The following is a 24,665-nucleotide window of genomic DNA, read 5'->3' as shown; positions in this document are numbered from 1 at the left end:
CCCGAGGGGCGCTAATCGTCCTCGCGGAGCCGCTCCAGCCGAGTCTGGGCGAACGAGCGGATCGCCTCATCCCTGGCCATGGCCGCGTGCGCCAGGAGGTACGTGTCCTCCTTGTGGGACAGGCTCGCGGCGGCCGCCCCGGCGAACAGCCGGGTCAGCGGGTCGCCTTCTTCCATCCGGATGACGATGCCGGTCCGGTCAGACTCCTCCTCGTCCTGGAGGATCAGCCACTCCACCAGCTCCTTGAGCTGGCCCGGGGGCAGACATGACGCCCCTGCCTCAAGCTGCTCGATCGAGGCCTCGGTCAGGAACTCGAGGATCTTCCAGCGGATGGCGCGATCGGGGTCGAGGCTCAGGTTGATGACCTGCGCGAGGATGGGCCCGTGCCGCCCGTCGGCGTTCGCCAGCGCGACGGTGATCGCGTTGTACCGGGTGTTGCGGACCGGGCTGGACAGCAGGGCCGGGAGCTCGTCCATCATCGGGGCCGCGAGCTCGGCCAGCTCGGAGAGCAGCCAGGAGGCCACGCCGACGACCACCTCTTCGCCGCTGCGAAGGAGCCTTGCGAGGTTCTCGACGGGGTATCCCGCGTACAGCTCGCTCAGCAGGTCATTGGCGGCCTCGCCCATGATCTCGTCGTCGGCCGGATGCGTACGAATACGCTCGATCAGATCGTCGCCTGTTTGCGTCTGCATCGACTACTCCCAGTATTCGCCGTTCCAGTACGGCTTCCGGCCCATAGTTCTCTCGAACTCGCTGGCATCCGGGCTCCCCCCGGCGCTGGGTCCGCTCCCGGAATCCTGGTGGAACTCCCGCCGTTGGATGCTCTCCTCAAATTGCTTGAGATTTTTTTCTTCCCTTTCGATTCGCTGCGCGTGCCCGACCTCATAACCCTTGACCTCCTCTTCTTGCTTTCTGACCTTGAGGCTTCTCTTCATCTCGGACAGGGCCTTCCTCGCCTCCGCCTCTGTCATGCCCCTGGCACTGGTCGGGGTCTCCTCATGGATTCTTCCGTCTCTCTCCACGCGGTAGCTCTTGTTGCTTCTTCCTCTGCCGAGAAAGCCGCGGCCTCTACCTCGGTTGCCCCCGTTCCCTCGATTGTTGTTGCGGGGAGACATCCGGGCGATGCCGTTCTCGGCCGAGCGGGGGCCGGACGACGCCCTCATGCCGGCGGGCCGCAGGGGCACTCCGCCGCGCGGGCCGGCCAAGGCCATGCGCCCGCCGGGCCCGCCGCCGCGGCGCGGGAGATCGTCCAGGATGCGGCGCATCGGCTCCTTCAGCCTCCTGATGACCACCTCCCCTACTCGCTTGCCCGTGATCTCCATGCCCTCGGCCTGGGCTCTCCTGAGCTGGGCCCGGGCCAGTCTCATCCGTACCAAGGCCAACGAGACTCCGGTCACGCCCCCGACCGCCAGCAGCTTCGCCACGGTGACCGCCGTGGCCGCCGCCTGCATGCCCGAGACGACCTTCACCGCCGACACCACGGAGGCGGCGCCGTCCAGGGCCGCGGGCGCCACGGATAAGGCCTGACTGGCCTGCCCGAGGGATCCGCCGTTGACGCCGAGCCTGTTCCACTGGGTCTGCATGGCTTCGGCGGAGCCGCCGTGGTAGTTCTGCTGGGCGCCGCGGACCGCCGTCTCCGCCTGTGTCGCCGATGTGAGCGCGGTCGCGGCGGTGCCGCGCATGGCGTTGGCCTCGGCCCGCATCTCGTCTTCGTTGATGTTCGGCCAGTGGCCGATCATCTGCATCATCCCGGCGGCGGCCGGGTCGAGCATCACCGCCATATGTCACCGGCGTTCCGCGCGTTCGCGGCCTCGGCTTCGGAGTTGTTCCTGACCACGCGGTGGAGCCCGTCGCCGGTTTCGCCGAGCGCCGTGGACAGGGCGGTGAGCGCGGCCATCGAGGTCTCGCGGGCATCGGCGTAAATGCCGGCGAACATGCCGAACATGCCGTCGTCCCCCCAGGACGAGACGCCGTCCCCCCGCTGCACGAGAGGGTTGAGCGCCGAATTGTGCTCTTCTGCGTGGGTTCTGAGCCGAGAGGCATCCTGTCCCACAGCCCCCAGGCTGATCTCCAATCCCGTCATGCCGGATGACCATACCTCGACATTTCGCCAAATACGCAGCTTCCTGCGATGGACCGGCAAATGCGGCGCCGACAGTTTTCATCGTCCATCGGTACGGAAGAAGAGCGGAAGAAAAACGGAAGAGCGATCTCCTAACATTCTCCGACGTCGGTCACGACCAGTTAGGAAAGCGATAACCGAGTGCCCGCGCTTTGCGCCATTGCGGCGGGCCCCCTTCACCGAACCCGCACGGAGTCGACGTGTCTGTACCCACCCCAGAGCAGGACGCGGCGTTCCTGGCCGAGTACGTGGACCGTTGCCGGGAGGTCATTCGTGGCCTGTACGCCGCGCAGACGGCCATCGGACGGCTCGAGGGTCAGGCGGAGAGCGCCGACGGTCTGGTGTGGGCCACCGCTGACGGCCAGGGCCGGGTGACACGGCTGAGCATCAACCCGCGGGCGCTGCGAAAGAACGAGCGGGAGCTCGGCCGCGAGGTGACCGAGGTGCTCCAGGCGGCCCAGAACGACGCCGCACGGCAGGCGCAGGAGGTCGTGGACAAGGCGTCGAGACGAGCCGACGCCTTGCCGGAACCGCTCGACGCGACCTTCGTCCGCGCACGGGGCGAGCAGGCCATCCGCGATCTCATCTAGCTCATCCAGGAGGCGCAGCGTGTACTTTCCGGAGAACGACTTCGGCGTCCGGGACGTGGACGGGCCTGCCCGCGAGGGCGCGCGGATGCTGACCGCCCTGGAGGCGGCCCAGGAGGACCTCGACAAGATCGTCGGCACGGCCAAGAGCCGGTCGGGCCACGTCGAGGCATCCGTGAACCCCGAAGGCCGCGTGCTGAACGTCTCCTTCGGCCCCCGCGCTCTGCGCATGGGCAGCGAGGACCTGGCAGAGGAGGTCATGGCGACCCTCGACCTGGCGGGCGCCGACGCCCAACGCCAGGCCGACGCCCTCCTGCGCGACACCCTTCCCGGGTACGACCTGGAGCGGGCCGCCGCCGACCTCCGGCGCGTCATCGGCGACTGGCGCTGACCTACGACGCCGGCGGCGTGACCTCGACCCGAGCGGGGTCAGGCCACTGGCGGCCGGTTCAGTAGGTGATGAATCCGTACAGCGCCATATGGTTCGACTTCGTGCTGCTCACCGTGTGATCGATGCTCGACGGCTGCACAGCGCCCTTGACGAACAGATAGTCGATCTTCCTGGAGCCGGACGTCACCTTTGCCCCATAGCCGGTCATGCCGAAGCCGCTGAGCGTCGTGGAGGCGATGTTCGTACGATTCGCGTCGATCCCGATCACCCGGATCGTCGAGGCGTTCATCAAGCTGGTGGCGTCCGCGCCGACGTGGATACCGGAGTTGGCGATGCCCGTGTCGCCGGCGCCCGCGCAGGCGTTCGCTCCGTTCTGTTCCGGGAGGTGCATGGTCGCGGCGAAAACCGTGGTGCCCGTTTCCTTGATCGTGAACTTCGCCGCGATGGCGCTCGTACGCTTCCATTTGTAGGCGTTGGTGCTGCCGTCGTCGTTGCTCGGCGGCTTGTACAGCGTGCACCCGGCTCCGCCGCCGTACGATGTCCCGGGCTTTAACCAGCCCGCACTCCAATACGCGGAAATGTCGCCCGCCGCCAGGCTCAGCGTTCTGGTGTTGTAGACGATGCCGTTGGTCTGCTTCTTCTTCAGGTCGCCCAGCGCCTGCTGAGCGCACTTGTGCGTGGAGCCCCACGCCTCGGGGTCGTCCCAGGCCACGATCGCCTTGTAGGTGCCCGCCGGATATCCGAACTTGGCCGAGAGCTGGTCGGCGTAGGCCGTGGCCTGTCCGGTGCCGCGTACCTGCTGCACGATCAGGAGATCGGGAGCCTGCACGCCGGAGGTGCCCGTCTTGCCGTTGTCGTCGACCAGCATCGACGTGAGGTGATCCGGCCCGGAGATCCGGGTGCAGGAGCCGTCGGCGTTGTTTCGCACCAGGTTCTCGATGTTGTTGTTGTAGACGCGCAGGACCCGGTCGGCCGCGGCCGTGGGCGCCGCTTGCGCCTGCGCGATCGAGGTCGTGGTGGTGGCCAGTGCGGTGGCGGCAGCGAGCGCGATCGCGCCGGATGATCGATAGATGAACGACATGAGCGCAGGGTAACGATCGACGCTGAGAGCACCCCGCGACCGTCAGGCCAACCCGGGTCATTCCATGCTGGGGAGATCGATAGGTGGGAAGAGCGGGGGGTCGTTGGCCAGGTCGAACGCGGCGGCGAGGATGCTGACGACCTGAGGCATGGCCTGAGGCGCCAGCTCGTACTCGCCGCGCCGTCGTTGCGTGATCAGCCTGGCGCTCTGCAGCGCGCGGAGGTGGTGATAGAGCTGGCCACTGGTGGTCTGCTCACCGTCTCCGGCAAGGGAGTCTTGGAGGTCGGTGCTGGTCCGCCGCCCCTGTCGTAGGAGCGCCGCGAGCAGCGCCAGCCGCGGCTGACTGCCAAGGGTCTCCAGGATGTGGGCCACCGGCGCCCAATCGGCCGACAGCAGATCGGCGAGGGAGAGCTGCCTGTCCCAGAGAGTCTCGCCGGCGGCCAGCCGTGAGGCTCCGATGTAGCCCACTGTCCCGAGCTTGTCCTCTTTCTTCGCCTGGCGAAGCATGCCGGTGGCCGCCGCGCTGAGTGACGGCGACTCCGGCGAGCGTCGCGGTGGGTCGGCGGTGTCGAGCCGACTCTCCAGGTGGGCGATCCGGCGTTCGAGTGCGGCGAGTCTGTCCTCGCTCATCGGGCTCTCCTACGTTATTCCATTATTACGGAGTAGCGTAGGAGATTGGTGCCGGGCATGGCAATGGGTGAAGTCCCGGTTGTGCAACGCACGAAGAACAACTCAAAGTGCGAGGTGCTCAGCAGGCTGAGAGCCATCTGACGAACACAGCCCTGGACGGGATGCCGTTCGGCACCACCACGACGTGGTCCCATTCGTAGACGATGCTCGGTCCCTCGTCGCCTTCGGCGGGCACCATGTCGGGCGAGTCCAGAGGGCTCGAGCCCGTGCTGCCCACGCTGGCCACCACGCGCTGCTGGGCGTCCATGAAGACGAGCTGGCTGTGCCAGACGTCGGCGTGCTTGGTGAAGTCGGTGTCGCTCACGGCGTGCACGTGCACGCGAGTAGTGCCGCTCTCGATATAGACGTAACTGGGAAACTCCAGATGGCAGTCCCCGACCTTCCACGGGCTGCCGAACGCCCCTCGCGCGAAGAGCGAGCTCGACGTGAGCGACAGAATCCTGGAGTCGGTGGCGGCGTCGGCGGAGGCCGGGGTCGGGATGCCGAGCATGGCGGTGAGTGAGACGATCGCGGCGACGGTGAAGAGACGCGGTCTTGAGATGCGCATGGATCCCCCTGAAAGGCAGTCTTGCCCTTTAGGCGTTCCACGCCGTTCCTTCATGGCTTGGGGCGGCCGGCTCCTCAGCCTCATCCGGCGCTTCAGCGACAAACGTCGCGCAAGCAGTTACTGTGCTGCGGCAGACTTGCCTAGATACCGGTCGGAATGATCCATGACGCAGCCAACCGCAACGAACTGGCCGGGCCAGGAGGACGAGCTTCCGCCCGATACCTAGGGGCGTGGACAGTCGGCGGACTCTCCGCTTCCGTGGGCGTTCATCGTCTTGGTCGGGCTGTTGGTGGCGGGGCGGTTCCTGCTGGCCTCACCCGCCATCAACCCGGTGGTGATGGTGGCGACCGCGGTGGCCTTTCCCGGCGATCCTGAGATGGTGCTGGCCCGGTTCGGCGCCTCGCTGGCGGTGGCGGTGCTGGTGGGCTGGATGTGGGCGCGGTTCGGGCGCGGGGAGTGGTTGCGGACGCCTCGCCGTACGAGCTCGCCGGGGCAGGGCCGGTGGAGCGCGTTCGTGGACGCGATGTGCCACGATCTGTTGCACGCCGGCGGCTTCCTGGTCGTTGGCGCGCTGGCCGCTGCGACGCTGAACGTGCTGGTGCCCAAGCCCTGGCTGACGACTGTGGCGGGGGTGCCGGTCACCGGCAGCTGGATCCCGTGGAAGGGCAAGATCCCCAACGGGTACGTGATCCCCGCCATGACCGCCACCGACGTCACGAAGATCGACCAACCGGCCGAGCCGTACGAATGAACCGGCGGCCCCGCAGGAGCGACCTCGGGAACGCCAGAGTCACCGATGCCCGGCCTGGGCGACCGCGTCCCTGCCACGAGGCGATCGGTGGCAGGGACGCTTTCCGGTCGGATGCGTCGGCCGGCGTCCTGTCGCTAGCTCTTCGCCTTGACGCAGTACGGGCAGAAGGGTTCAGGGTCGACGCAGACCTTGACGCTGTCGGAGTCGTTGGCGGGATCGAGATCCAGTTCCTTGCCGTCGGCGGTGGCCGCGTTGGTCGTCTCTCCGATCGCTGTGGCCTTGGCGTGGATGGTCAATGTGGCCGAGGCGCCACTGGCCAGCGTGCCGACCGTCCACATCCCGCTGGCCGGCGCGTACGTCCCGTTGGAGGCCATGGCGGACACGAAGGTGAGGTTGGACGGCAGCATGTCCTTGACCGTGACCCCCGTCGCGTCGTTCGGGCCGGCGTTGCGTACGGTGACGCGGTAGGTGACGGTCTGGCCCACGGTCACCTTGGTCGAATCGGCGGACTTGACCACGCTCAGGTCCACGGCCGGGTTGACCTTGGTAACGGCGTCGCCGCTGGTAGAGGTCAGCAGCTCCGGCTCCGGACCGAGCCGGTTCTCGTAGCCGACCGTCCCCTGGTTGGTCACCTCTCCGCCCGCGGCGTCCCGGCCGACCTTGACCTTGAACTGCACGGTGGTGCCGCCGGGCAGGCTCGAGGCGTTGGGCAGCGAGCCGCCGGCCGCGGCGGTGGCGCCGTTGCCCAGGGTGAAGGAGACCTTGCCGGCCGCGGCGTTGAACTCGCCCTGGTCGTCGCCCGCCTGATCGGTCTTGTCCCCGCTGCCCGGGCCGTCGACCACCTGGAGCGAGCCGGGCACGTAAGTGGTCCCCGCCGGGACGGTGTCGGTGAGGCGCACGTTCTCCGCCGGGGCGCCGCCCCTGTTCACCGCGGTGAGCCGGTAGGTGATCACATCACCGACGTCGACCGGCCCCTGCGGGCTCGCGGATTTGCTGACGACGACGCACGGCGCGGTGGCGAAGGAGATGTCGTCGAGCAGGTTGCCGAAGGTGGCGTTCCCTCCGGCCGCCGAGACGGAACGGAAGGCGAACCTGGTGGTCGTCTGGCCCGCGGGCACGATGTAGATGCCGGAGTAGGTGCCCCAGCTCCCGGTGCCGTCCGACATGACCCTCTGTTGCACCGGGGACGCCGGAGCGCCGATGTCCAAGGCCATCGAGTCGACCCCCAGCCGGCCGCGGTGGGACAGCCGCCAGTACAGCTTCGCCCCCGGGGTGGTCGCGTGGTCCTGGTACAGCGTCGAGACCTGGTTGGCGTTCAGCTCGGCGAGTTGTCTGCCCTCCTTGGGCGGGGTGTTGGCCGGGTTCGGCGGGCTGGCCCACAGCTCGATCATGTGGTCGGTGGCGGTGGTGAGCCAGCCGGGCACATGGTTCGGCACGCCGGTCTGCGAGGCATCGGGGAACGAGGCCCACGTCCCGCGGCTGACGACCGGCTGCTCGAAACCGCCGTTGACCAGCGACACCTGGTCGGGGCATGAGGCGGGATCCGGCGCGACCCGCGAAACCGCCGGGGCGGTGACGGCAGGTGCGGCCTCAGCCGGGACCGCGCCGAACAGCGTCAGCGGAAGGGCCGCCGCCGCGAGGGCGGCGACCGGGTAACACATCCCTCGGATGCGCCTCATCGTGATGTTCCTCTCGTCGCAGAGCACTGCCTTCATCCACCGGACCGGAAAACGGCACCGGCGCCGGACGGTAGCCTCACCCGACGAGGGCACGCGGCGGCACGCGACACGTACGGTCGCACCAACAGTTGGGGTGATCTTGTTCAGCGCGTATACGACCCTCGGCATCGCCCCCGTGCGCCAAGAGAGGCTGGGCGGGTCACCAGCCCAGGTCGTCGCAGCCGGTGTGGTCCACGGGTTCGACCTGCAGAGTGGCATGGGCGACGCCGTGGCGCTGTCGTAGCAGGTCGCGGGCCTGGTCCAGGACGGCGTGGTTGTTCTCCTGGTCCACGGTGACGAGATGGGCGGTGGCGACGTTCATACCGGAGGTGAGGGTCCACAGGTGCAGGTCGTGGATATCGCGTACGCCGCGAATGGCGGCCAGGTCGGCCGCCACGGCGGCGGCGTCGAGACCTTCGGGGACGTGCTGACCGAGGACGGCGAAGACCTGACGGCCGAGCGAGACAGCGCGTACGGCCACGAAGACGCCGATGGCCAGGGCGACGACGGTGTCCCAGAACGCCTGGCCGGTCGTCGCGACGAGCCAGCCCGCGATGATGACGCCGACCGAGCCGGCGGTGTCGGCGACGACCTCCAGGTAGGCGCCCTTGACGTTGAGACTCTCACTTGCTCCGGAGCGCAACAGGAGCAGTGCGATCAGGTTCACCGCAAGTCCGATCGCGCCCACGACGAGCATCGGACCGGTGGAGACTTCGGCGGGTCCGCCGATGCGGCCGATGGCTTCGGCGACCACGTACAGGGCGACGCCCAGCATCATGATCACAGCCAGCAGGGAGGCGAACACCTCGGCCCGGTAGGAGCCGTAGCTGCGGCGGCCGGTGGTGTCGGGGCGGGTGGCGATCCTGGTGGCGACCAGGGCCGCGCCGAGGGTGACGACGTCGGCCGCCATGTGCCCGGCGTCCGACATCAGCGCCAGCGAGCCCGAGATCAGCCCGAAGGCGAGCTCGACCACGAAGTACGCGCCGATCAGCGCGAAGGAGACCGCCAGCCGCCAGCGATGGCGGCCGCCCGCGTGCCCGTGCCCGTGTCCCACGCCCATCAAGTGTTCCCGCCACGTTCGGGATGGATGGCGTCGGTGTGCTCGGTGTGGGCGAGCGCCAGGTCGAGCAGCATGCGTACGTGCGGGTCTTCCAGACGGTAGTAGGCCATCCGGCCGGAGCGGCGCGCGGCGACGATGCGGTGGGCGCGCAGCAGTCGCAGGGCGTGGGAGACGGCGGACTCGCTCTGGCCGGTCACGGCGGCCAGGTCGCACACGCACAGTTCGCCGTCCAGCAAGGCGACCAGGAGCCGCAGCCGGTTCGGGTCCGACAGCAGCCCGAAGATGTCGGCGGTGTCGGTGAGATCCTCGGCGGCCGGCATCCGCTCGCAGACCGCGGCTACGCGATCGGCGTCGACCACTTTGGCGGCACAACCGTCCATCGCCAACACACCCTCATCTGAAGAAGCATTCATATGAGCAAGATAGAGCGTCGCCTGGACGGCATGTCAAGCGCGCGGTCTTTGCCGGCATATGTCGCACAGCGCGGCCGTTAAGGGCAGTGCCGGTAGTCTTCTACTTTGAGTAGAACGCGGGCAGGAGGGGTGACGGTGCAGCTCGGCAACCTGGAGCGATCGGTCATGGAAGCCCTGTGGGAGCATCCCGAGGGCATGTTCGCCCACGGCCTCGCCGCGGAGCTGCCGTCCCGGCCCGCCACCACGACGGTGTTGACCGTCTTGATGCGGCTCTCGAACAAGGGCATGGTCTCCCGCGAGCGCATCGGACGAGCACACCTGTACAGGGCCACCGCGGACAAGGACGCCTTCGTCGCCGAGGCCATGCGCGCCGCCCTGAACGAGGCCGGCGACGTCGCGGCAGCCGTGCAACGCTTCGTCGGAACGGTGACGCCGGAGGTGGCCGCCGCCTTGCGCGCGGCCCTGGGCGAGCGGGGCGGATCGGCGCGATGATCGCCTGGCTGGTCATGGCCGGGATCGCGCTGCTACCGGTGGCGCTCGGCGACCGGGCCGCGCGCAGGCTGGCCGGGGCGGCGTGGACGCACCGCTGCCCCCGCGCGGCGCTGGCGCTGTGGCAGGCGATCGGGCTGGCCGCCGGTCTGAGCGCGGTCGGTCTCGGATTGGTGGGCGCCGTCGCGCCGCTGGCCGCGGTGTTTCCGCACGGAGCGCACACCCTGGTGAGCCAGATCGTCAGCGGGCATGGCCTTGACGGGCTCGGGCCGGTGCATCTGCTGGCCCTGGCCTGGTCGGCGGGCCTGATGGGCTGGCTCGTCATCCACACGGTGCGCGTCGCCACCAAGACGATCCGGGAGCGACGCCGGCAGCGCCTGCTGGTCGACGTGGTCGCTGATCATTCACCGGCGCATGACGTCTATGTGCTGCCTGTCTCCGAACATGTCGCCTACTGCGTACCGGGCAGAGACCGGCGGATCGTGCTGAGCCGGGGCACTCTGGAGCTGCTGGCTCCGAAGGAGTTGCAGGCCGTTCTCGGGCATGAGCGGGCCCACGCCCGGGGCCACCACGACCTGGCGCTGCTGCCTTTCGTCGCGCTGGCGCACGCGTTCCCATGGCTGGCCTCCGCCCGGACGGCGCGGCACGCGGTCGCGGTGCTGGTGGAGATGATCGCCGACGATCACGCGTGCCGGGCGCACGGCGCGCTGCCTCTGGCGCGCGCTCTTGTCCGCATGGCGACCGCCGAATCCGGCCCGGGTCTCGCCGCGCTCTCCCTGGCCGACGCGGGAGTCGTCGAGCGCCTGAACCGACTGCTCGGCGAACGCGCGCAGCCTCGCTGGGTGCCCGCAGCGGCGTACTCGACCGCCGGCCTCCTGCTCAGTGGCCCGGTGGCCGTGCTGGTCGCGCCGCTGGTGTGCATCACGCTCTGACCGCGTCTCGCCTTATGACCTCTATATTCGACGTACGGTAGAAGTTCTACAAGGCGTAGAAGCTAGCGGTCGGAGGAGGTCGGATGGGCGAGAAGCCGCAGGGCTCGATCAAGGAGCGGCTCTCCGTGTTGCGGGCCCGCCAACGGAGAGAGGAGCTGCGGCGCCGGGCCATCATGATCGGCCTCTCGCTGACCGGAGCGGGCATGCTCGCGGCCCGCGGCGCCGCGGAAACCCCCACCGTCCCGAAGAGCGGAAGATGACGACGAACCTGAAGGTAACCCTCGGCATGGGCGCGGTCACGGCTTTGATCGTGGCGCTGATCGTGGGAGCGGTCGCGATGTTCGGCCCCGAGCCCGCCAACGCGCCGGCGTCCGCATCCGGTACGGATACCGTCCCGGAGCGGTTCCTGGTACGAGAAGACAGCCACCGGCTCGCAACGGCCCCCGACGGCAAGGTCACGCTGGTCGAGTTCCTCGACTTCGAGTGCGAGGCCTGCGGCGCGGTCTTTCCGCACATGGAACGCATCCGTGCCGAGTACGCCGGGCGGATCAACCTGGTCGTCCGCTACTTCCCGATGCCCGGCCACCGCAATGGCGAACTGGCGGCACGCGTCGCCGAGGCCGCGGCCCAGCAGGGCAAGCTCGAGGTGATGTACGCCAAGCTGTTCCAAACCCAGGCGCAGTGGGGTGAGGCAAGCGCATCGAAGGAGGCCTTCTTCCTCGATCTGGCGAAACAGGCCGGCCTCGACATGACTGTCTTCAAGCGCGACCTCGATGCCGCGAAGACCGCAGAACGGGTGAAGAAGGACCAGGGTGACGGACTCGCGCTCGGCGTGCAGGGCACGCCGACGATCTTCTTCAACGGCGCGCTGCTGGATGTCGAGCCCAGCTACGACAACCTCAAGGCCAAGATCGACGCGGCTCTGACGTCATGACGGCGGTCCCCGGCTCGATCGTCACGCGCTCGCTGCCGTACGTTCTCGTCCTGGGCGGGGTACTGGGATTCGGCGCGGCGTTCCTGCTCATCGTCGAGCGGCTCAAACTGGCGGCGAACGCCGACCATGTCCCTGCCTGCAGCATCAATCCGATCATCAGCTGCGGCTCGGTGATGAGAACCGAGCAGGCCTCGGTCTTCGGCTTCCCCAACCCGTTGATCGGCATCGCCGCCTTCCCCTTGGTGCTCGCCGTCGGCATGGCTCTCCTGGCCGGTGCCCGCTTTCGCGCGTGGTTCTGGCACGGCCTGCACCTCGGCTCCGGAGCGGGCGTCGTCTTCGTGCACTGGCTGATCTTCCAATCGCTGTACCGGATCGGCGCGCTGTGTCCGTACTGCATGCTCGTCTGGGTGGCCACAGTCGTCGTCTTCTGGTACGTGAGCCTGGCCAACGTCGAGGCGGGCCGGATCCGGCTCCCCTCCGCCGTACGCAACCTCGCGGCGGTGGCCGCGCGCTATCACACGGTCGTGGTGATGGCTTGGGGGCTCGTCATCGCTGGGCTCATTCTCCAGCGGTTCTGGACGTACTGGACACAGTGGGCAGGCAGCCTTTGACAGGGCGCACGCCTGAACTTCTATAGCTTGTAGAAAAAGTTGCTCAGGCGCCGAACTGGCGCCCGTCCCTTGACGTATCTCCCATCGATCGCAGTTTGGGAGGCTACGCCATGTCTGCTCCGTTGAAATGCGCTATCACCACTCTGGCCGCGCTCGTTCTCGTCGCCGGGTGCGGTTCTAACGACCAGCCCAAGGTTGCGGCGAACCCTCTCTACCAGAATGCGGTGCTGAGCGCCGAGGACCTCGCCGCGAAGCTCGGCTGCAAGCCCGAGATGCGGACCAAGGCCGCCGAGCTTCGCCAGGGGATCTGCAAGACGGCCGACGGAAACTACGCGGTCACCAGCTTCACGACGGAAAAGGGGCGGAAAGACTGGCTGGATTATGCGCTGATGTACAAAGGCACCCATCTCGTCGGACGCCAGTGGGTCGTCACAGCCCCGCCTCCCGTCCTGGAGACCTTGCGCAAGAAACTGGGCGGCGAGCTCCAGAGCAGTGACGGCAGCGGCTCCAGCCGCGCTTCCGGCACGTGATCTCCCTTTCCGGCCAGGCGGCTGTCGGGCACGGCCGGGATCGCGTCGCCGCCCGGCCGTGCCCGGTACTTCAGTGGCCGGCGTGGCCGTCCGCGTTCGCCACTGGTCCGGGCCTCAGCCTGTGGTGGGTGGGGCCGTGCGGGTCGGCGCAGTGCTGGACGAGGCGGCGCAGGGCTCCGTCGTCGAAGGCGTGGGTGTCGGAGGTGGCGTGGTCGATCTGCAGGGTCGTGTGCTCGATGCCGTGCTCGTCATTGAGGTAGCCCTCGACGGCCATGCGGGCGGCGTGACAGTCGGCTCCCGGGGTCACCAGCACGTGGGCCGACAGGGAGAGGTATCCGGAGGTGACCTCCCAGATGTGCAGATCGTGCACCTCGACCACGGCGTCCAGGGCGACGATCTGGCGGCCGACCTCGGCCGGGTCGAGTTCGGGCGGTGCGGCCTCCATGAACACCCGTCCTGAGTCGCGGACCAGCCCCCAGCCGGCCTTGAGCATCAGGACGGCGACCACCAGGGCGGCGATGGCGTCGGCGCGGGTCCAGCCGGTCAGCCAGACGACGAGCCCGGCGAGGGTGGTGGCGATGAAGGCGTACAGGTCGTTGAGGATGTGCTGGAAGGCGCCCTCGACATTGAGGCTGGAGCGATTGGCCTTGGACAGCAGCCAGGTGGCTGCTACGTTGACGGCGATGCCGGCCAGCCCGGTGACCACCACGAACAGGCCCTCGACCTGGCCCGGCTCGATCAGGCGGCGGATGCCCTCGAAGGTGAAGTAGGCCGCGAGCAGCAGCAGGGTGATGCCGTTGACCTGGGCGGAGACGATCTCGGCGCGCTTGAGGCCGTAGGTGAAGCCGCCGCGGGGCGGGCGGGCCGCGATCCGCATCGCGATCAGCGCGAACATGAGCGCCATCGCGTCGGTGAGCATGTGACCGGCATCGGAGATCAGCGCCAGGGAGCCGGCGATCAGGCCGATCACCACCTCGACGGCCATGAAACCGACGATCAGGGCGAGCGCACCGCTCAGATAGCGCCGGTCCGCTTGCGCGCTGACCCCATGCCCATGCCCATGCCCATGGCCGTGGGTTCGGTCGTGCGTGTGTTGATCAGACATGCGCTGAGCTCCTTGTAGAACGTCGTCACATCGACATCTGCCCAAGTGTTCATATATGCACATGATTGCGATGCCAGGGACCCGCCGTCAATGCGTCAGGGCGCCAAACTCTCTCGCTTCTACATATGAACATCACATCAGATGTTCAAGCGCTTTGTGGTGTGTCGACTACTCTCGGTGAAAGCCGGTCGGATCATGGCCGCGGCTGACCGTTGCCCGCGTACGACGACCCCGCCACCGGAGCGTGCCGATCCTGCTCGGTATGGTCACCGGCGTGCTGCTACGAGCCGATGACTCCCGCACGGCGCGTCGTGACATACGGGAGCCGAGGGAGAAGCCGGGTCGGTCCGGCCGGGCGGCCGCCACAGTGGAGGCGAAGTGCCCGCGTCGTGTCCGTGATCGGCCTCTCCGGCCGGTTCAGGCGGTCTGGAGCAGCTCGGCCAGGTCGGCGGGCATCGGCATGGGCTGGGTCAGTCCCACCATGGCGCGCCCGGTGTTGCCCTCGGGGTAGCGGCTCAGCGCCGAGCCTGGCGCGGCCACGATGATGCGCACGACCTGCCCGAGGGCTTCGCGCCGGTCGCGCAGGCGGACGGCCAGGGCGAACATGGCGATGTGGTTGGCCGTGTGCGGCCAGGGCCAGGGCTGGGAGATGATGTGCGCCCGTTCCAGGTGCCGCCACCTGGCCTCGGGGCCGGTGGTGGTGCGGGCGGCGCGCATCTCGGCGCGGTAGGCGGCCCGCACGCGGCTGGGCATCGGACGGCCGATCATCGGGATTCCTCCTGTGCGGACGAGCAGCAGCCACTGGCGCAGCCGTCGGGTCCGGCGGCGGGCTCGGCGGCGCCGGCGGCCGGGGTGAGTGCCGTGGCGGCGGGGATGGCGCAGCAGGCGTCGCCGCGCCAGGCCTCGCGGCCCTCTTTGACCGCGACCGCGGCGATGACCAGGGCGGCGATCGGGTCGGCCCAGGACCAGCCGAACAGACTGTTGAGCGCCAGCCCCACGAGCAACACCGCGGACAGGTAGGTGCACAGCAGGGTCTGCTTGGAGTCGGCAACGGCCGAGGCCGAGCCGAGCTCGCGGCCGGCGCGGCGCTGGGCGTACGACAGGAACGGCATGACCGCCAGAGAGAGCGCGGCCAAGATGAGGCCGGGCGTGGAGTGCTCGGCCTCGCCGACGCCGAGCAGCGCCCGTACGGCGTCGAAGCTCACGTACGCGGCCAGCGCGAAGAACGAGATCGCGATGACGCGCAGAGCCACCTTCTCCCGCCGCTCGTGGTCGGCGACGGAGAACTGCCAGGCCACCGCGGCAGCCGAGGCGACCTCCACGATCGAGTCCAGGCCGAACCCGATGAGCGCGGCGGAGGAGGCGATGGTGCCCGCGGTGATCGCCACGATGGCTTCGATCACGTTGTAGGTGATGGTCGCTGCCACCAGCAGCCGGATTCGGCGCCGCAGCATGGCGCGCCGGGCTGGGTCGGGAGCCGGGGGCATGCCGATGCCGGGCAGGTTCACGGCGCTCATGACAGCGCTACCCCGTCGCCGCTCTCGACACCATAGACCGGGCACAGCGCCACAGCGTGGCCGGTGGCGCCCAGCAGGTGCTCGGCCGAGGCCAGCAGGTCCATCAGCTCGGGCCGGGTCAAGCTGTAGAACGACTGCCGTCCTTCGGCCCGGTAGTCGACCAGGCCGCAGTCGCGCAGGCAGGCCAGGTGCTTGGACACCGTGGACTGGGCCAGCCCGAGCTGGCTGGTCAGATCCACGACGCGGGCCTCGCCGCGCGCGAGCCGCTGCACGATGCGCAGCCGGGTCTCATCGGCCAGAGAGTGGAACAGCGCCGCCGCCGGAGAGATGCCGGTGGCGATGTCAGCGCTGACGCACCGGCCACCTTCAGAATCAATCGTCATATGGCGATGATAGCCCGATGCGGGCATGTCAGCGCAAGGGGCTGGTCTGCGCGTCAAGATCGCCTGGCAGGGCGATGTACCAATAACGGACCGGTGGAGGGCCAGTGGTGTGTCGCGGCGAGGGTGAATTCTTGCAGGCGGTCGGCCAGGTCTTGGCGTGTGGAGGCAGGCATGCGCTCAAGCGCTCATCCCCGTCTGGGCTTCCTGCCGCCGTCCCGAAGCGCTCATCCAGGCTCAGCGATTTGTCCGCGTGCTACGGAATCTGTAACGTTCAAGTAACCATGGCTCAGTCATCTAATCCGGGCAACCGTCGGCCGACGGTGCGCGACGTGGCCAAGCTGGCCAACGTCTCCATGCAGACCGTCTCCAACGTGCTGCACAACAGGTCCAGCCAGATGACCCCCGAGACGCGGGCGCGGGTGGAGCAGGCGATGAAGGACTTGGCCTACCACCCCAACGCCGCGGCTCGTGGGCTGCGCTCGTCGAGCACGCGGACGTTCGGCTTTCTGCTTCTCGATGAGGCTCCGAGCTTCATGGCCGACCCGCTGACCAGTCTGCTCGTCGCGGGGGTGGGGGACATCGCCCGCGACGAGGGCTATGAGCTGCTGCTGCGCGCCGAGCGCCCCCTTGCGGCCGAACGTTCGCTGGTGCGTCCGCTGCACGCGGGCCGGGTGGACGGCGCGGTCGTGCTGATGTCCGGCGAACCAGGGCTGCGGCAGGACTACATCGGGCAGCTGGCCGGGACGGGCGTGCCGTTCGTCTTGTTCGATGAGGTCGTCCACGATACGGCGCTGCTCTCGGTACGGACCGACGAGCGTCAATGCGCGCGCAGGCTTACCGAGCATCTGCTGGCCGCGGGGCACCAGCGGATCGCGTTCATCGCGGCGAAGCTGCCGTGGGCGGTGGTGGAGCAGCGTCACCTCGGTTACCGGGACGCCTTGGCCGCCGCCGGGCGCGGCGTGTCGCCGCACCTGGAGCTCTTCGAGGCGACCTGGCAGGCGGATGGCGGCGAGCGGATGGCCCGCCGGCTGCTGGAGCTGGCCGATCCGCCATCGGCCATCATGTGCGCCAGCGATGTGCTGGCCATCGGAGCCATTCACACGGCCAGGGAACTCGGGCGCCGGGTTCCGGATGACGTCGCCATCTGCGGGTTCGACGACTTCGAATTCTCCCGCTTCGTCGATCCACCACTGACCACGGTCCGTGTTCCCGCGTACGAGATGGGCCGGAAGGCCGCTGGTTTGCTGCTCGACCGCCTGGCCGGGCGGCCCATCAGCGAGCCCCACGTGGTCCTGAGCAATCAGCTGGTTCTCCGCGCGTCTGCCTGATAATCGCGAGCACCCCCTTGAACGTTCTAGTAGCAACAGTTAGCATCCTGGACATCGAAGCTTTAACGTTCTAGAAGCCTCGCTGCTAGAAGGAGACGACATGCGCGCCCGGACCACGATCGGCCAGATGCGACGGAGCCTTGCCATCATGTCGGGCGTCTCGCTCGCGACCCTGCTCGTCGCCTGCGGGACCACCGGCTCCGCCGCCGAAGAAGGTTCCGGCGCCCGCGTGGTCAAGGTGGCGATCGTCCCCACGATGCCCTACATCGGCGTACAGAACGGCAAGCTCATCGGCCTCGACGGTGAGCTGTTCAACAAGGCAGCGGACAAGCTCGGCCTGGAAGTGAAGCCGTACACCGTCAACTTCACCGGCCTGATGGCCGGCGTCCAGGCCCACCGCTATGACATCGGGATCGGCGACATCTTCTGGAAAGCCGAGCGGGCGCAGGAAGGGATCTTCACCGACCCGCCCTTCTACTCGCCGGTCGTGCTCGCTGAGCGGCAAGGCCTGAAGGTCACGACCGTCGACGGGCTGAAGGGCAAGCAGTTGGGCACTGGTCAGGGCTTCGTCTACGTTCCGGCCCTGCAGAAGGTGCCGGGCGCGAAAGTCCACACATACCCGACTTATCAGGACACGCTGCAAGATTTGAACGCCGGCCGCATCGACGTAGCCTTCCTCGACCCGCTCACTGTCTCCTACTCCCGGCAGCGGGACCCGAAGTCCACTTACGATGTCGTGCCGCTCACCCCACCGGACGCGGCACAACTCGCCGCCCAGCCCCAGTACTCGGCATTCCTCCCGCTCATGACGGGGTGGTACCTCAACAAGGCCGAGAGCGCGTTGGAGGGCAAGCTCAGCAAGATCATCCGCGAGTTCTACGCGTCGGGAGAGGCCGGCCAGATCGTCCGTAAGTACGGCGGCGATCCGGAGACGATGCTCAAGCCCTACCGGGAGTTCAGCGCCCAGCGGCGCGCGACGGATCGGCCCGCGGATTGGAAAGCTCCGAGCATTCCCTGATCAGAGGGCGCTCGTAAGGAGGATGACGCATGAACGACCTGTTCCAGGGCGTGCCATGGGCTGACTACGTGCCGGATCTGTGGGCCGCGTTTCTCAGCACTCTCAGCTACACCGTGGTCAGCTTCGTGGCGGCGGCCGTCATCGGCCTGGTGACGGCGCTGGCCCGGCTGGCGAAGTTCAGACCGGTCAGCGCGGCAGCGCAGATCTACACCGAGACGTTCAAAAACCTCCCGCTGATCACCGAACTCTACATCCTGTACTTCGGCCTGGCCTCGGTCGGCGTCAACCTCAGCGCCTTCCAGGCGGGGAGCCTGGGGCTGGCCCTGTTCTACGGCGCCTACCTCTCCGAGATCTTCCGAGCCGGCCTGCGTGGCGTACCCAAGGCCCAGCGTGAGGCCGCCTACGCGCTGGGGTTGTCATCCGGCCGGACGTTGCGGCACGTGATACTGCCCCAGGCCGCGCGGATCGCGGTCCCCGGCACCAGCACGATGATGGTCGACCTGCTCAAGGGCACCTCGCTCATGGTCGCGATCGGTGGTGGCGAGCTGATGACACAGGGCACGCTCATCGCGTCGGACACCTTCCGCGCCCTGCAGGTCTACATCGTGATCGGTCTGATCTACCTCGCCCTGTGCGCTCCGCTGTCACGCCTCATGCTGCGGCTTGAGCGCCGGATGCACGCCGGTGACGCGCTGTCGCCCAACCGCCGCCGGGTGTGTGGCCTGATCCGGCAGGCGCAACAGGACGGCACGGCCCTGTACGCGTCCAGCCGGTCCTGACACCGAATCCACACGAAAGAAGCTGTGATGAGCACGTCCCCTTCCCGACCGGTGGTGGAGAGCGAATCGCCGGCGATCCGGCTGCGCGGTCTGCGCAAGAGCTTCGGCGGCCACGAAGTGCTCAAGGGCGTTGCCCTGGACATCCGCCATGGCGAGGTCATGAGCGTCCTGGGCCGCAGCGGGGGAGGCAAGAGCACCGTACTTCGCTGCGTCAATCTCCTGGAACGCCCGACGAGCGGCACGATCGAGATCGAGGGCGAGACGATTTTCGCCGATGGTGCGGCCGTTCGGGGCCAGAATCTCGTACGGTTGCGCCGCCGGGTCGGCATGGTCTTCCAGAACTTCCAGGTCTTCCCCCACCTGACGGCCGCCGAGAACGTGGTGTTGCCGCTGGTGCACGGTGCCGAGGTGCCCGAGCCCGAAGCGGTCGACCAGGCGCTGCGGATGCTGCACAGGGTCGGCCTCGCGGACAAGGCGCTGCGGACCCCGGACACCATGTCGGGCGGGGAGCAGCAGCGCGTCGCCATCGCCAGGGCCCTCGCGCTGAATCCCGTCGCGCTGCTCTTCGACGAACCCACCTCCGCACTCGATCCCGAATCCACCCGCGAGGTTCTGGGCGTCATCAAGGAGCTGGCGGCGGACGGCATGACCATGGTGGTGGTCACCCACGAACTGGGCTTCGCCAGGGACGTCGCCGATCGCGTGGCGTTCTTCGACGACGGCGTCATCGTCGAGGAGGGGGACGCCCAGGAGGTGATCGGCAACCCGCGGCACCCGCGTACACGCGCCTTCATCACGGGCATGGAAACCGAGCCGCACACCGTTCACTGACGCTTCGTGGCCGCGACGACACCCGCCTGACAGCCACGCGGCCGAGCACGTCCCGAGCGGGAACCAAAAAGGAGATGAGATGGATCGCTGGGTTACTTTCGACTGCTACGGCACGCTGATGAACTGGAAGGCAGGACTGGCCGAGATCGTCCAGCCGCTCGCCGGCGAGCGCACCGACGCGCTCGTCGACGCGCTCGCCTACCTGGAACCGCCGATCGCCGCCCGGCAGCCGCATCTGTCCTACCGGCAGGTGCTCTCACAAACGCTGCAACAGGCCGCCGCCCGGGAGCTGATCCCCTTGACGGCCGAGCAGCACGACCTGCTCGCGGACGGTTGGGATCGGTTGCCGGCCTTCCCGGACGCCTCCGATGCCCTGGCCGGGCTGCGCTCGGCCGGATGGCGGCCGGCCGTACTGACCAACTGCGACGACGACCTGTTCGCCCACTCGGCCCGTACGCTCGGTCAACCGCTGGACGAGGTGGTCACCGCGGAGCAGGTCCGTTCCTACAAGCCGGTGCTGAACCACTTCCGCGAGTTCGCCGCCCGTACCGGCGCGGGGCCGTCGAACTGGGTGCACGTCGGCAACAGCTGGATGGCCGACATCGTGTCCGCCGCCCGGCTCGGACTGCCGCGCGTGTGGATCGACCGGGACCGCAGTGGCCATGACCCCTCGCTCGCCACGATCGCCGTTCCGGATGCCAAGGATCTGGCGGACGTCGTAGGGCGCGCCCTGGACATGGGAGCGGCGCCCGGCATCGACCCGCTGCGATGAGACCTGGATCCCGACGCCCCCACCCCCCGACGCAAGGAGAAGAACTGCCCATGACCAGAGATAGCGCGTTCCTGGCGGCGCTGGCCGAGCTGCGCTCCGCCCCCGTCGCGGACTGCCTCGACCAGGCGGGGCTCCCCTGTGCGGTGATGGCGCCGCACATCCGGCCCGTGTCCCCGGACTTCCGGGTGGCCGGCTTCGCCGCCACCATGCACGTGGTGGAGGTCGAAGCCAAGCCCGCCGACACCGCGAACTACTACACGAACGAGCTGGCCGCGGTGGACGGGCTGCGCCCAGGTGACCTGCTGGTCGTGTCGCACGCTCGAAAGGCCGGGTTCTGGGGTGAACTGCTGGCCACGGCCGCTGCCAGGAAGGGCGCGGTGGGACTGGTCGGCGACTGTTACGCACGCGATTCGCACGCCCTGACCGAGATGAACTTCCCGTCCTTCGTGGCCGGTTTCAACCCGCTCGACAGCCTGGGACGGCTCGACGTCGACAGCCTGGGCACGGATGTCGAGTGCGGCGGGGTCACCGTGCGTCAGGGCGACCTGGTGGTCGCCGACGCCGACGGGATCGTGGTGGTGCCCGCCGAGGCGATCGAGCCGATCGTCTCGGCGGTCCGGGACAAGCTGGCACGCGAAGACGCCATGCGTCACGACTTGCGGACCGGTATGGGAATCGTCGACGCCTTCCGCAAGCACGAGATCCTCTGAGTTTTCCGGAAGGGACAATGATGGCAACGCTGAAAAGGGTGGTGGTGCTCGACCACCCGGAGCCGCAGGGGCTGGATCCCGCCCTGGTGGGCCCGGAGGCCGAGCTGATCGACGCCTCCGGGCGTCACGACGCCTTCGAGCTGTGCCGCTCGGCTGACGTGATCGTCACCGACACCGTTCCGGTGCCCGCCGCGCTGGTGGCGGGGCTGGAGCGGTGCCGGCTGATCTGCGAGTACGGCGTGGGCGTCGACAACATCGACGTGCCCGCCGCGACGGCGGCCGGAATCTATGTGTCGCGGGTGCCGTCCTACTGTGTGGAGGAGTTGGCCGACCACGCCGTGGCGCTGATCCTGGCTTCGACCCGGGGCATCGTCAGATATCACGATCATGTACGGGGTGGCGGATGGGACTACCGCCAGGCCGGTACGCTCCGGCGTACCCGGGGGCAGGTCCTCGGCCTGCTCGGTATGGGCCATGCCGGCCATGCGGTCGCTGTCCGAGCCGCCGCGCTCGGGTTCCGCGTCCTGGCGACCGATCCGGTGATCGACCCTGGAGATTCTCGCGCGGGGGCCGCCGAGTTGGTGCCGCTCGAGCGGCTGGTGGCCGAAGCCGACGTGCTCAGCCTGCACGCCCCACTGACGCCCGCCACCACGCACGTCATCTCCGCCGCGCGGCTGGCGGCGATGAAACCCACTGCTTACCTGGTCAACACCGCACGGGGCGGCCTCGTCGACCAGGAGGCACTGGTGGCGGCACTGCGGGCCGGCCGGATCGCGGGCGCGGCCCTCGACGTCCTGGCGGCCGAACCTCCGCAGGTCCACGAGGAGCTTCTTGGTCTGCCGAACGTGATCGTGACCCCGCACGCGGGCTTCTACTCCGAGGAGTCGCTGGCGGACCTCACCCATGGGGTGTTCACCGAGGTCCGTGCCGCGCTGAGCGGGCTACGCCCGCGCAACGCGGTGAACCAGCCGCTCGACACCGACTGACTCATGGAGACCTGGCGGGTGACGGTGGCGCCGCCGATGGTCGTGTCGTTCTCGCGGGCGCTTTCGTGACCTTCCAGGGTGCGATCGGCTGCCCCTGGAAGTGCTCAATGAGTCCCTCATAACCCAAACGGCCGTGCCCTGTACGCCATCGGCGGCAACGTGGACGCGGCCAGGGCGGCCGGCATCCGTACCGACCGGGTGCTGTGGACCGCCTTGGTGGGCGCAGCATCTACCGGGCCCTGGCCGAACGCGAGAAGCGGGCGGTGTACCCCGAAGCCGTCACTGTGAGTCGAGAATGCCCAGTGACTTCACGACGAGGAAGGTGTCCTCGTACAAGTGCATGCGCGTGATCAGGCCGTCCGTCACGGTGAAGTGGAAGGCGACGGGCATGCGGAACTGGCGGCCGTTGCTCGCGACCGTCTGCCCCAAATGGGCCAGGACGACGGCGTCGGAGCCGGCGATGAGGATCTTGTCGATCGACATCTCGGCCCTGTTCGCGACGAACAGCCTCAGTCGGCGCCGGACAGTACTTCCCGCATTACCTCGACGAGGGTGGTGCGGGCGAGTTCGGCTCGCAGGGTCTCCTCAATGTGGTCGTAGATCTCCTGCATGGCCGGTTGGATGCCTACACCCACCGGACACTCCAGATTCGGCGTCGACCGGTGCATCGCGAACAGAACGCCAGGCTCCACCGCCCGATAGACGTCGAGCAGTGTGATCGACTCCAGTTCGCGGGTCAACGTCCAACCGGCTCCCGCGCCACGGCGGGATTCCACGAGGCCAGCCTTCTGCAGCTCTCCCAGGAGTCGGCGAATGACCACGGGATTGGTGTTGACGCTTCCCGCGATCTGCTCCGACGTGGAGATCTCGTTCCCCTGGCGTCGGTGCACCTCCATCCAGGTCAGCGCATGGACCGCGATGGTAAGTCTGCTGTTGGCGCCCACTCCGCCACCTCCTCGGCGTCGTAACATTAATTATTGCTACTATCGGCGTCAAGCCTCCATCCCTGTTCCTTCGGCGGCCGCGTCCAGCGCGATCGCTTCGCCGATGCGCAGGCCGGTGAGGTCAGCAGCCCCAGCAGTGACTGGTAGATCACCGCGTTCAGCCAGGCCGCCACCTCCTGCCGCCCCTCGATGTCAGAGCTGGTTGAGGCCGCCGTCGACGTACAGTTCGCTGCCGGTGGTGAAGGTGCTCTGGTCGGAGGCCAGGAACAGTGCGGCCGCGGCGGACTCCTCGGGGCGGCCCATCCGGCCCAGCGGCACGGTGCTGGCGAGGTGGGCCTTGAGCTGCTGCGCCTTCTCCTCGTTGGCGGCCAGACCGGTGATACCGGGAGTCTCGATCGGGCCGGGCACGAGGGTGTTGACCCTGATGCCGCGGTCCCTGAGCTCGTTCGCCCAGGTGCGCGCGAAGGAGCGGACGGCGGCCTTCGATGCCGCGTAGACGCCGAACGCCTCTTCGCCCTTGGTGGCTGCGGTGGAGCCGGTCAGGATCACCGAGGCTCCGTCGGCCAGCAGCGGCAGGGCCTTTTGCACGGTGAACAGCATGCCGCGCACGTTGCTGCCAAAGGTGGTGTCGAAGTGCTGCTCGGTGATCTGCTCCAGGCGAGCGAACTCACCGCCACCGGCATTGGCGAACAGCACGTCCACCGGGCGGCCGCGCTCGGCGACCGCTGCGTACAGTCGGTCGAGGTCGGCCAGATCTGACACGTCGGCACGCACGCCAGTGATGTTGGAGCCGAGCTCGGCGACCGCGGAGTCCAGGACGTCCTGGCGGCGGCCGGTGATGAATACGTGGGCTCCCTCCACGGCGAAGCGCCGGGCGGCGGCCAGGCCGATACCGGTGGTGGCGCCGGTGATGACAGCTGTCTTGCCCTCAAGTTGACCCATGACTGCACTCCTGTTGTCGATGTGGAAGTAACTGGTTTTTTGCGGCATGGCCAGCACCGCGACACGGTGACAGCCGTTGTAACAATAATTGTTTCGACAAGTATGTCAAACTATCCGCCCTGGTCAGGGGCAGGGCGCGGCTCCCAGAACATGAGCCTGCTCGACGTCCGCCCGCGCATCGCCGAACCCTGCGAGCACCACAGCCGCCGGAGGAACCAGGGACCGCACCCCGTCGGCCGCTGTCACTTTCTCGGCGAGGTCACGTCCACGGATCACGCTGGCGACGTAGGTGGTGTCGAGGTGATGCCACGCAGCGGGTTGGACTCCATCACAAACCCGTCCGCTTGCAGTCGCTCACACCCAGAACCTTAAGGACCCCCAGGGAAACACGATCACCCGATCGTGCGATGAGTTCCCCTTCTCCGCCACTCGCCAAGGAGCGTCACTGGCGGGCACCAACTATTCGGCTCGCGCGATTCTGGCTACCGACAACT

At 68.2% G+C, this 24,665-nt stretch carries 31 protein-coding genes and 1 pseudogene; 16 read left to right on the top strand and 16 right to left on the bottom strand.

Annotation, left to right across the window (positions count from 1 at the left end; translation table 11 throughout):
* Window positions 1-11: 11 nt before the first annotated feature.
* From AB0B64_RS10955 to AB0B64_RS10945, 3 genes are read right to left on the bottom strand one after another with little or no spacing between them, the layout of a single operon-like run.
* Entirely contained in the window at window positions 12-692 is a 681-nt protein-coding gene (locus tag AB0B64_RS10955; protein ID WP_357938552.1) for a hypothetical protein, read from the bottom strand.
* A gap of 3 nt (window positions 693-695) precedes the next feature.
* Window positions 696-1,775 (bottom strand): hypothetical protein, encoded by a 1,080-nt coding sequence (locus tag AB0B64_RS10950; protein WP_357938554.1) that lies wholly within the window; start codon window positions 1,773-1,775, stop codon window positions 696-698.
* On the bottom strand, window positions 1,772-2,083 hold the full coding sequence (locus tag AB0B64_RS10945) for a hypothetical protein (RefSeq protein ID WP_357938556.1): 312 nt from the start codon (window positions 2,081-2,083) through the stop codon (window positions 1,772-1,774). The genes AB0B64_RS10950 and AB0B64_RS10945 overlap by 4 nt, the downstream gene beginning before the upstream one ends.
* Before the next feature lie 239 nt (window positions 2,084-2,322).
* Between AB0B64_RS10945 and AB0B64_RS10940 the strand changes: the two genes are divergently transcribed.
* The gene (locus tag AB0B64_RS10940; RefSeq protein WP_357938558.1) at window positions 2,323-2,712 is read left to right on the top strand and encodes a YbaB/EbfC family nucleoid-associated protein; all 390 of its coding nucleotides are present in this window, start codon (window positions 2,323-2,325) and stop codon (window positions 2,710-2,712) included.
* Window positions 2,713-2,731: 19 nt separating this feature from the next.
* On the top strand, window positions 2,732-3,100 hold the full coding sequence (locus tag AB0B64_RS10935; RefSeq protein ID WP_358176473.1) for a YbaB/EbfC family nucleoid-associated protein: 369 nt from the start codon (window positions 2,732-2,734) through the stop codon (window positions 3,098-3,100).
* A gap of 58 nt (window positions 3,101-3,158) precedes the next feature.
* Here the strand turns inward: AB0B64_RS10935 and AB0B64_RS10930 are convergent, their stop codons facing one another.
* The 3 genes from AB0B64_RS10930 to AB0B64_RS10920 all read right to left on the bottom strand — a co-directional run bounded on the left by AB0B64_RS10930 (window position 3,159) and on the right by AB0B64_RS10920 (window position 5,418).
* Window positions 3,159-4,181 carry a hypothetical protein gene (locus AB0B64_RS10930; RefSeq protein WP_357938562.1) on the bottom strand — a complete coding sequence of 341 codons (1,023 nt, stop codon included), beginning with the start codon at window positions 4,179-4,181 and terminating at the stop codon, window positions 3,159-3,161.
* A 57-nt stretch (window positions 4,182-4,238) separates the two neighbouring features.
* Complete coding sequence (locus AB0B64_RS10925) at window positions 4,239-4,811, bottom strand: helix-turn-helix domain-containing protein (protein ID WP_358176470.1); 573 nt, start codon at window positions 4,809-4,811, stop codon at window positions 4,239-4,241.
* A 118-nt stretch (window positions 4,812-4,929) separates the two neighbouring features.
* Window positions 4,930-5,418, bottom strand: coding sequence for a hypothetical protein (locus AB0B64_RS10920; protein WP_357938566.1), 489 nt, complete (start codon window positions 5,416-5,418; stop codon window positions 4,930-4,932).
* 289 nt (window positions 5,419-5,707) lie between these two features.
* Between AB0B64_RS10920 and AB0B64_RS10915 the strand changes: the two are divergent.
* Window positions 5,708-6,058 (top strand): annotated as a pseudogene (locus AB0B64_RS10915) (permease); the annotation flags it as partial.
* 245 nt (window positions 6,059-6,303) lie between these two features.
* Here AB0B64_RS10915 and AB0B64_RS10910 read toward each other — a convergent pair.
* From AB0B64_RS10910 to AB0B64_RS10900, 3 genes are all read right to left on the bottom strand, one after another.
* The gene (locus AB0B64_RS10910; protein WP_358176467.1) at window positions 6,304-7,848 is read right to left on the bottom strand and encodes a CARDB domain-containing protein; all 1,545 of its coding nucleotides are present in this window, start codon (window positions 7,846-7,848) and stop codon (window positions 6,304-6,306) included.
* 199 nt (window positions 7,849-8,047) lie between these two features.
* On the bottom strand, window positions 8,048-8,947 hold the full coding sequence (locus tag AB0B64_RS10905; protein ID WP_357938569.1) for a cation diffusion facilitator family transporter: 900 nt from the start codon (window positions 8,945-8,947) through the stop codon (window positions 8,048-8,050).
* Window positions 8,947-9,327: a metalloregulator ArsR/SmtB family transcription factor gene (locus tag AB0B64_RS10900; protein WP_357938571.1), complete on the bottom strand. Its 381-nt coding sequence runs from the start codon at window positions 9,325-9,327 to the stop codon at window positions 8,947-8,949. The genes AB0B64_RS10905 and AB0B64_RS10900 overlap by 1 nt, the downstream gene beginning before the upstream one ends.
* Before the next feature lie 162 nt (window positions 9,328-9,489).
* Between AB0B64_RS10900 and AB0B64_RS10895 the strand changes: the two genes are divergently transcribed.
* The 6 genes from AB0B64_RS10895 (at window position 9,490) to AB0B64_RS10870 (ending at window position 12,856) form a co-directional block, all read left to right on the top strand.
* Window positions 9,490-9,852 (top strand): BlaI/MecI/CopY family transcriptional regulator, encoded by a 363-nt coding sequence (locus AB0B64_RS10895; protein WP_358176464.1) that lies wholly within the window; start codon window positions 9,490-9,492, stop codon window positions 9,850-9,852.
* A complete protein-coding gene (locus AB0B64_RS10890; protein WP_358176462.1) occupies window positions 9,849-10,781 on the top strand; it encodes a M56 family metallopeptidase in 933 nt (310 codons plus the stop codon). Before AB0B64_RS10895 ends, AB0B64_RS10890 begins: the two co-directional genes overlap by 4 nt.
* An 83-nt stretch (window positions 10,782-10,864) precedes the next feature.
* The gene (locus AB0B64_RS10885) at window positions 10,865-11,041 is read left to right on the top strand and encodes a hypothetical protein (protein ID WP_358176459.1); all 177 of its coding nucleotides are present in this window, start codon (window positions 10,865-10,867) and stop codon (window positions 11,039-11,041) included.
* Complete coding sequence (locus AB0B64_RS10880; protein WP_358176456.1) at window positions 11,038-11,715, top strand: DsbA family protein; 678 nt, start codon at window positions 11,038-11,040, stop codon at window positions 11,713-11,715. Before AB0B64_RS10885 ends, AB0B64_RS10880 begins: the two co-directional genes overlap by 4 nt.
* Entirely contained in the window at window positions 11,712-12,326 is a 615-nt protein-coding gene (locus AB0B64_RS10875; protein WP_357938581.1) for a vitamin K epoxide reductase family protein, read from the top strand. The genes AB0B64_RS10880 and AB0B64_RS10875 overlap by 4 nt, the downstream gene beginning before the upstream one ends.
* A 110-nt stretch (window positions 12,327-12,436) precedes the next feature.
* Complete coding sequence (locus AB0B64_RS10870; RefSeq protein WP_358176453.1) at window positions 12,437-12,856, top strand: hypothetical protein; 420 nt, start codon at window positions 12,437-12,439, stop codon at window positions 12,854-12,856.
* 70 nt (window positions 12,857-12,926) lie between these two features.
* Here AB0B64_RS10870 and AB0B64_RS10865 read toward each other — a convergent pair whose 3' ends face one another.
* From AB0B64_RS10865 to AB0B64_RS10850, 4 genes are all read right to left on the bottom strand, one after another.
* The gene (locus tag AB0B64_RS10865) at window positions 12,927-13,961 is read right to left on the bottom strand and encodes a cation diffusion facilitator family transporter (RefSeq protein ID WP_358176450.1); all 1,035 of its coding nucleotides are present in this window, start codon (window positions 13,959-13,961) and stop codon (window positions 12,927-12,929) included.
* A gap of 417 nt (window positions 13,962-14,378) precedes the next feature.
* Window positions 14,379-14,729 (bottom strand): DUF3703 domain-containing protein, encoded by a 351-nt coding sequence (locus tag AB0B64_RS10860; protein WP_358176447.1) that lies wholly within the window; start codon window positions 14,727-14,729, stop codon window positions 14,379-14,381.
* Complete coding sequence (locus AB0B64_RS10855) at window positions 14,726-15,478, bottom strand: cation transporter (RefSeq protein WP_357938589.1); 753 nt, start codon at window positions 15,476-15,478, stop codon at window positions 14,726-14,728. Before AB0B64_RS10855 ends, AB0B64_RS10860 begins: the two co-directional genes overlap by 4 nt.
* Entirely contained in the window at window positions 15,475-15,861 is a 387-nt protein-coding gene (locus tag AB0B64_RS10850) for a metalloregulator ArsR/SmtB family transcription factor (protein WP_358176445.1), read from the bottom strand. Before AB0B64_RS10850 ends, AB0B64_RS10855 begins: the two co-directional genes overlap by 4 nt.
* 281 nt (window positions 15,862-16,142) lie before the next feature.
* Here AB0B64_RS10850 and AB0B64_RS10845 point away from each other — a divergent pair, with 281 nt between their 5' ends.
* From AB0B64_RS10845 to AB0B64_RS10815, 7 genes are all read left to right on the top strand, one after another.
* The gene (locus tag AB0B64_RS10845) at window positions 16,143-17,189 is read left to right on the top strand and encodes a LacI family DNA-binding transcriptional regulator (RefSeq protein ID WP_357938593.1); all 1,047 of its coding nucleotides are present in this window, start codon (window positions 16,143-16,145) and stop codon (window positions 17,187-17,189) included.
* A gap of 100 nt (window positions 17,190-17,289) precedes the next feature.
* Complete coding sequence (locus tag AB0B64_RS10840) at window positions 17,290-18,207, top strand: transporter substrate-binding domain-containing protein (protein ID WP_357938595.1); 918 nt, start codon at window positions 17,290-17,292, stop codon at window positions 18,205-18,207.
* A 29-nt stretch (window positions 18,208-18,236) separates the two neighbouring features.
* Entirely contained in the window at window positions 18,237-18,986 is a 750-nt protein-coding gene (locus AB0B64_RS10835) for an amino acid ABC transporter permease (protein WP_358176442.1), read from the top strand.
* A 27-nt stretch (window positions 18,987-19,013) separates the two neighbouring features.
* Window positions 19,014-19,817 (top strand): amino acid ABC transporter ATP-binding protein, encoded by an 804-nt coding sequence (locus AB0B64_RS10830; protein ID WP_358176439.1) that lies wholly within the window; start codon window positions 19,014-19,016, stop codon window positions 19,815-19,817.
* 79 nt (window positions 19,818-19,896) lie between these two features.
* On the top strand, window positions 19,897-20,589 hold the full coding sequence (locus tag AB0B64_RS10825; protein ID WP_358176436.1) for an HAD family hydrolase: 693 nt from the start codon (window positions 19,897-19,899) through the stop codon (window positions 20,587-20,589).
* 50 nt (window positions 20,590-20,639) lie between these two features.
* Complete coding sequence (locus tag AB0B64_RS10820; protein ID WP_357938603.1) at window positions 20,640-21,299, top strand: hypothetical protein; 660 nt, start codon at window positions 20,640-20,642, stop codon at window positions 21,297-21,299.
* 17 nt (window positions 21,300-21,316) lie between these two features.
* Window positions 21,317-22,285 (top strand): C-terminal binding protein, encoded by a 969-nt coding sequence (locus AB0B64_RS10815; RefSeq protein ID WP_358176433.1) that lies wholly within the window; start codon window positions 21,317-21,319, stop codon window positions 22,283-22,285.
* Between the two features lie 279 nt (window positions 22,286-22,564).
* Here the strand turns inward: AB0B64_RS10815 and AB0B64_RS10810 are convergent, their stop codons facing one another.
* From AB0B64_RS10810 to AB0B64_RS10800, 3 genes are all read right to left on the bottom strand, one after another.
* Entirely contained in the window at window positions 22,565-22,792 is a 228-nt protein-coding gene (locus tag AB0B64_RS10810; protein WP_358176911.1) for a nuclear transport factor 2 family protein, read from the bottom strand.
* A 2-nt stretch (window positions 22,793-22,794) separates the two neighbouring features.
* The gene (locus AB0B64_RS10805; protein WP_358176430.1) at window positions 22,795-23,229 is read right to left on the bottom strand and encodes an Rrf2 family transcriptional regulator; all 435 of its coding nucleotides are present in this window, start codon (window positions 23,227-23,229) and stop codon (window positions 22,795-22,797) included.
* Window positions 23,230-23,421: 192 nt separating this feature from the next.
* A complete protein-coding gene (locus tag AB0B64_RS10800; protein WP_358176908.1) occupies window positions 23,422-24,171 on the bottom strand; it encodes an SDR family oxidoreductase in 750 nt (249 codons plus the stop codon).
* Window positions 24,172-24,665 lie beyond the last annotated feature (494 nt).

Source organism: Nonomuraea sp. NPDC049129, from assembly GCF_040648495.1.
Taxonomy (GTDB): Bacteria; Actinomycetota; Actinomycetes; order Streptosporangiales; family Streptosporangiaceae; genus Nonomuraea.
Note: the sequence above shows the minus strand (reverse complement) of the source record. Positions and strands in the feature narration are given on the sequence as shown.

Bases quoted from the DNA above. Each gene is read 5' to 3' on its own strand.
- AB0B64_RS10930 (WP_357938562.1), bottom strand. From the start codon at position 4,181: ATGTCGTTCATCTATCGATCATCCGGCGCGATCGCGCTCGCTGCCGCC.
- AB0B64_RS10825 (WP_358176436.1), top strand. From the start codon at position 19,897: ATGGATCGCTGGGTTACTTTCGACTGCTACGGCACGCTGATGAACTGG.
- AB0B64_RS10920 (WP_357938566.1), bottom strand. From the start codon at position 5,418: ATGCGCATCTCAAGACCGCGTCTCTTCACCGTCGCCGCGATCGTCTCA.
- AB0B64_RS10900 (WP_357938571.1), bottom strand. From the start codon at position 9,327: ATGGACGGTTGTGCCGCCAAAGTGGTCGACGCCGATCGCGTAGCCGCG.
- AB0B64_RS10860 (WP_358176447.1), bottom strand. From the start codon at position 14,729: ATGATCGGCCGTCCGATGCCCAGCCGCGTGCGGGCCGCCTACCGCGCC.
- AB0B64_RS10945 (WP_357938556.1), bottom strand. From the start codon at position 2,083: ATGACGGGATTGGAGATCAGCCTGGGGGCTGTGGGACAGGATGCCTCT.
- AB0B64_RS10835 (WP_358176442.1), top strand. From the start codon at position 18,237: ATGAACGACCTGTTCCAGGGCGTGCCATGGGCTGACTACGTGCCGGAT.
- AB0B64_RS10880 (WP_358176456.1), top strand. From the start codon at position 11,038: ATGACGACGAACCTGAAGGTAACCCTCGGCATGGGCGCGGTCACGGCT.
- AB0B64_RS10865 (WP_358176450.1), bottom strand. From the start codon at position 13,961: ATGTCTGATCAACACACGCACGACCGAACCCACGGCCATGGGCATGGG.
- AB0B64_RS10820 (WP_357938603.1), top strand. From the start codon at position 20,640: ATGACCAGAGATAGCGCGTTCCTGGCGGCGCTGGCCGAGCTGCGCTCC.
- AB0B64_RS10840 (WP_357938595.1), top strand. From the start codon at position 17,290: ATGCGCGCCCGGACCACGATCGGCCAGATGCGACGGAGCCTTGCCATC.
- AB0B64_RS10830 (WP_358176439.1), top strand. From the start codon at position 19,014: ATGAGCACGTCCCCTTCCCGACCGGTGGTGGAGAGCGAATCGCCGGCG.
- AB0B64_RS10870 (WP_358176453.1), top strand. From the start codon at position 12,437: ATGTCTGCTCCGTTGAAATGCGCTATCACCACTCTGGCCGCGCTCGTT.
- AB0B64_RS10815 (WP_358176433.1), top strand. From the start codon at position 21,317: ATGATGGCAACGCTGAAAAGGGTGGTGGTGCTCGACCACCCGGAGCCG.
- AB0B64_RS10910 (WP_358176467.1), bottom strand. From the start codon at position 7,848: ATGAGGCGCATCCGAGGGATGTGTTACCCGGTCGCCGCCCTCGCGGCG.
- AB0B64_RS10855 (WP_357938589.1), bottom strand. From the start codon at position 15,478: ATGAGCGCCGTGAACCTGCCCGGCATCGGCATGCCCCCGGCTCCCGAC.
- AB0B64_RS10800 (WP_358176908.1), bottom strand. From the start codon at position 24,171: ATGGGTCAACTTGAGGGCAAGACAGCTGTCATCACCGGCGCCACCACC.
- AB0B64_RS10845 (WP_357938593.1), top strand. From the start codon at position 16,143: ATGGCTCAGTCATCTAATCCGGGCAACCGTCGGCCGACGGTGCGCGAC.
- AB0B64_RS10905 (WP_357938569.1), bottom strand. From the start codon at position 8,947: ATGGGCGTGGGACACGGGCACGGGCACGCGGGCGGCCGCCATCGCTGG.
- AB0B64_RS10850 (WP_358176445.1), bottom strand. From the start codon at position 15,861: ATGACGATTGATTCTGAAGGTGGCCGGTGCGTCAGCGCTGACATCGCC.
- AB0B64_RS10875 (WP_357938581.1), top strand. From the start codon at position 11,712: ATGACGGCGGTCCCCGGCTCGATCGTCACGCGCTCGCTGCCGTACGTT.
- AB0B64_RS10890 (WP_358176462.1), top strand. From the start codon at position 9,849: ATGATCGCCTGGCTGGTCATGGCCGGGATCGCGCTGCTACCGGTGGCG.
- AB0B64_RS10955 (WP_357938552.1), bottom strand. From the start codon at position 692: ATGCAGACGCAAACAGGCGACGATCTGATCGAGCGTATTCGTACGCAT.
- AB0B64_RS10925 (WP_358176470.1), bottom strand. From the start codon at position 4,811: ATGAGCGAGGACAGACTCGCCGCACTCGAACGCCGGATCGCCCACCTG.
- AB0B64_RS10885 (WP_358176459.1), top strand. From the start codon at position 10,865: ATGGGCGAGAAGCCGCAGGGCTCGATCAAGGAGCGGCTCTCCGTGTTG.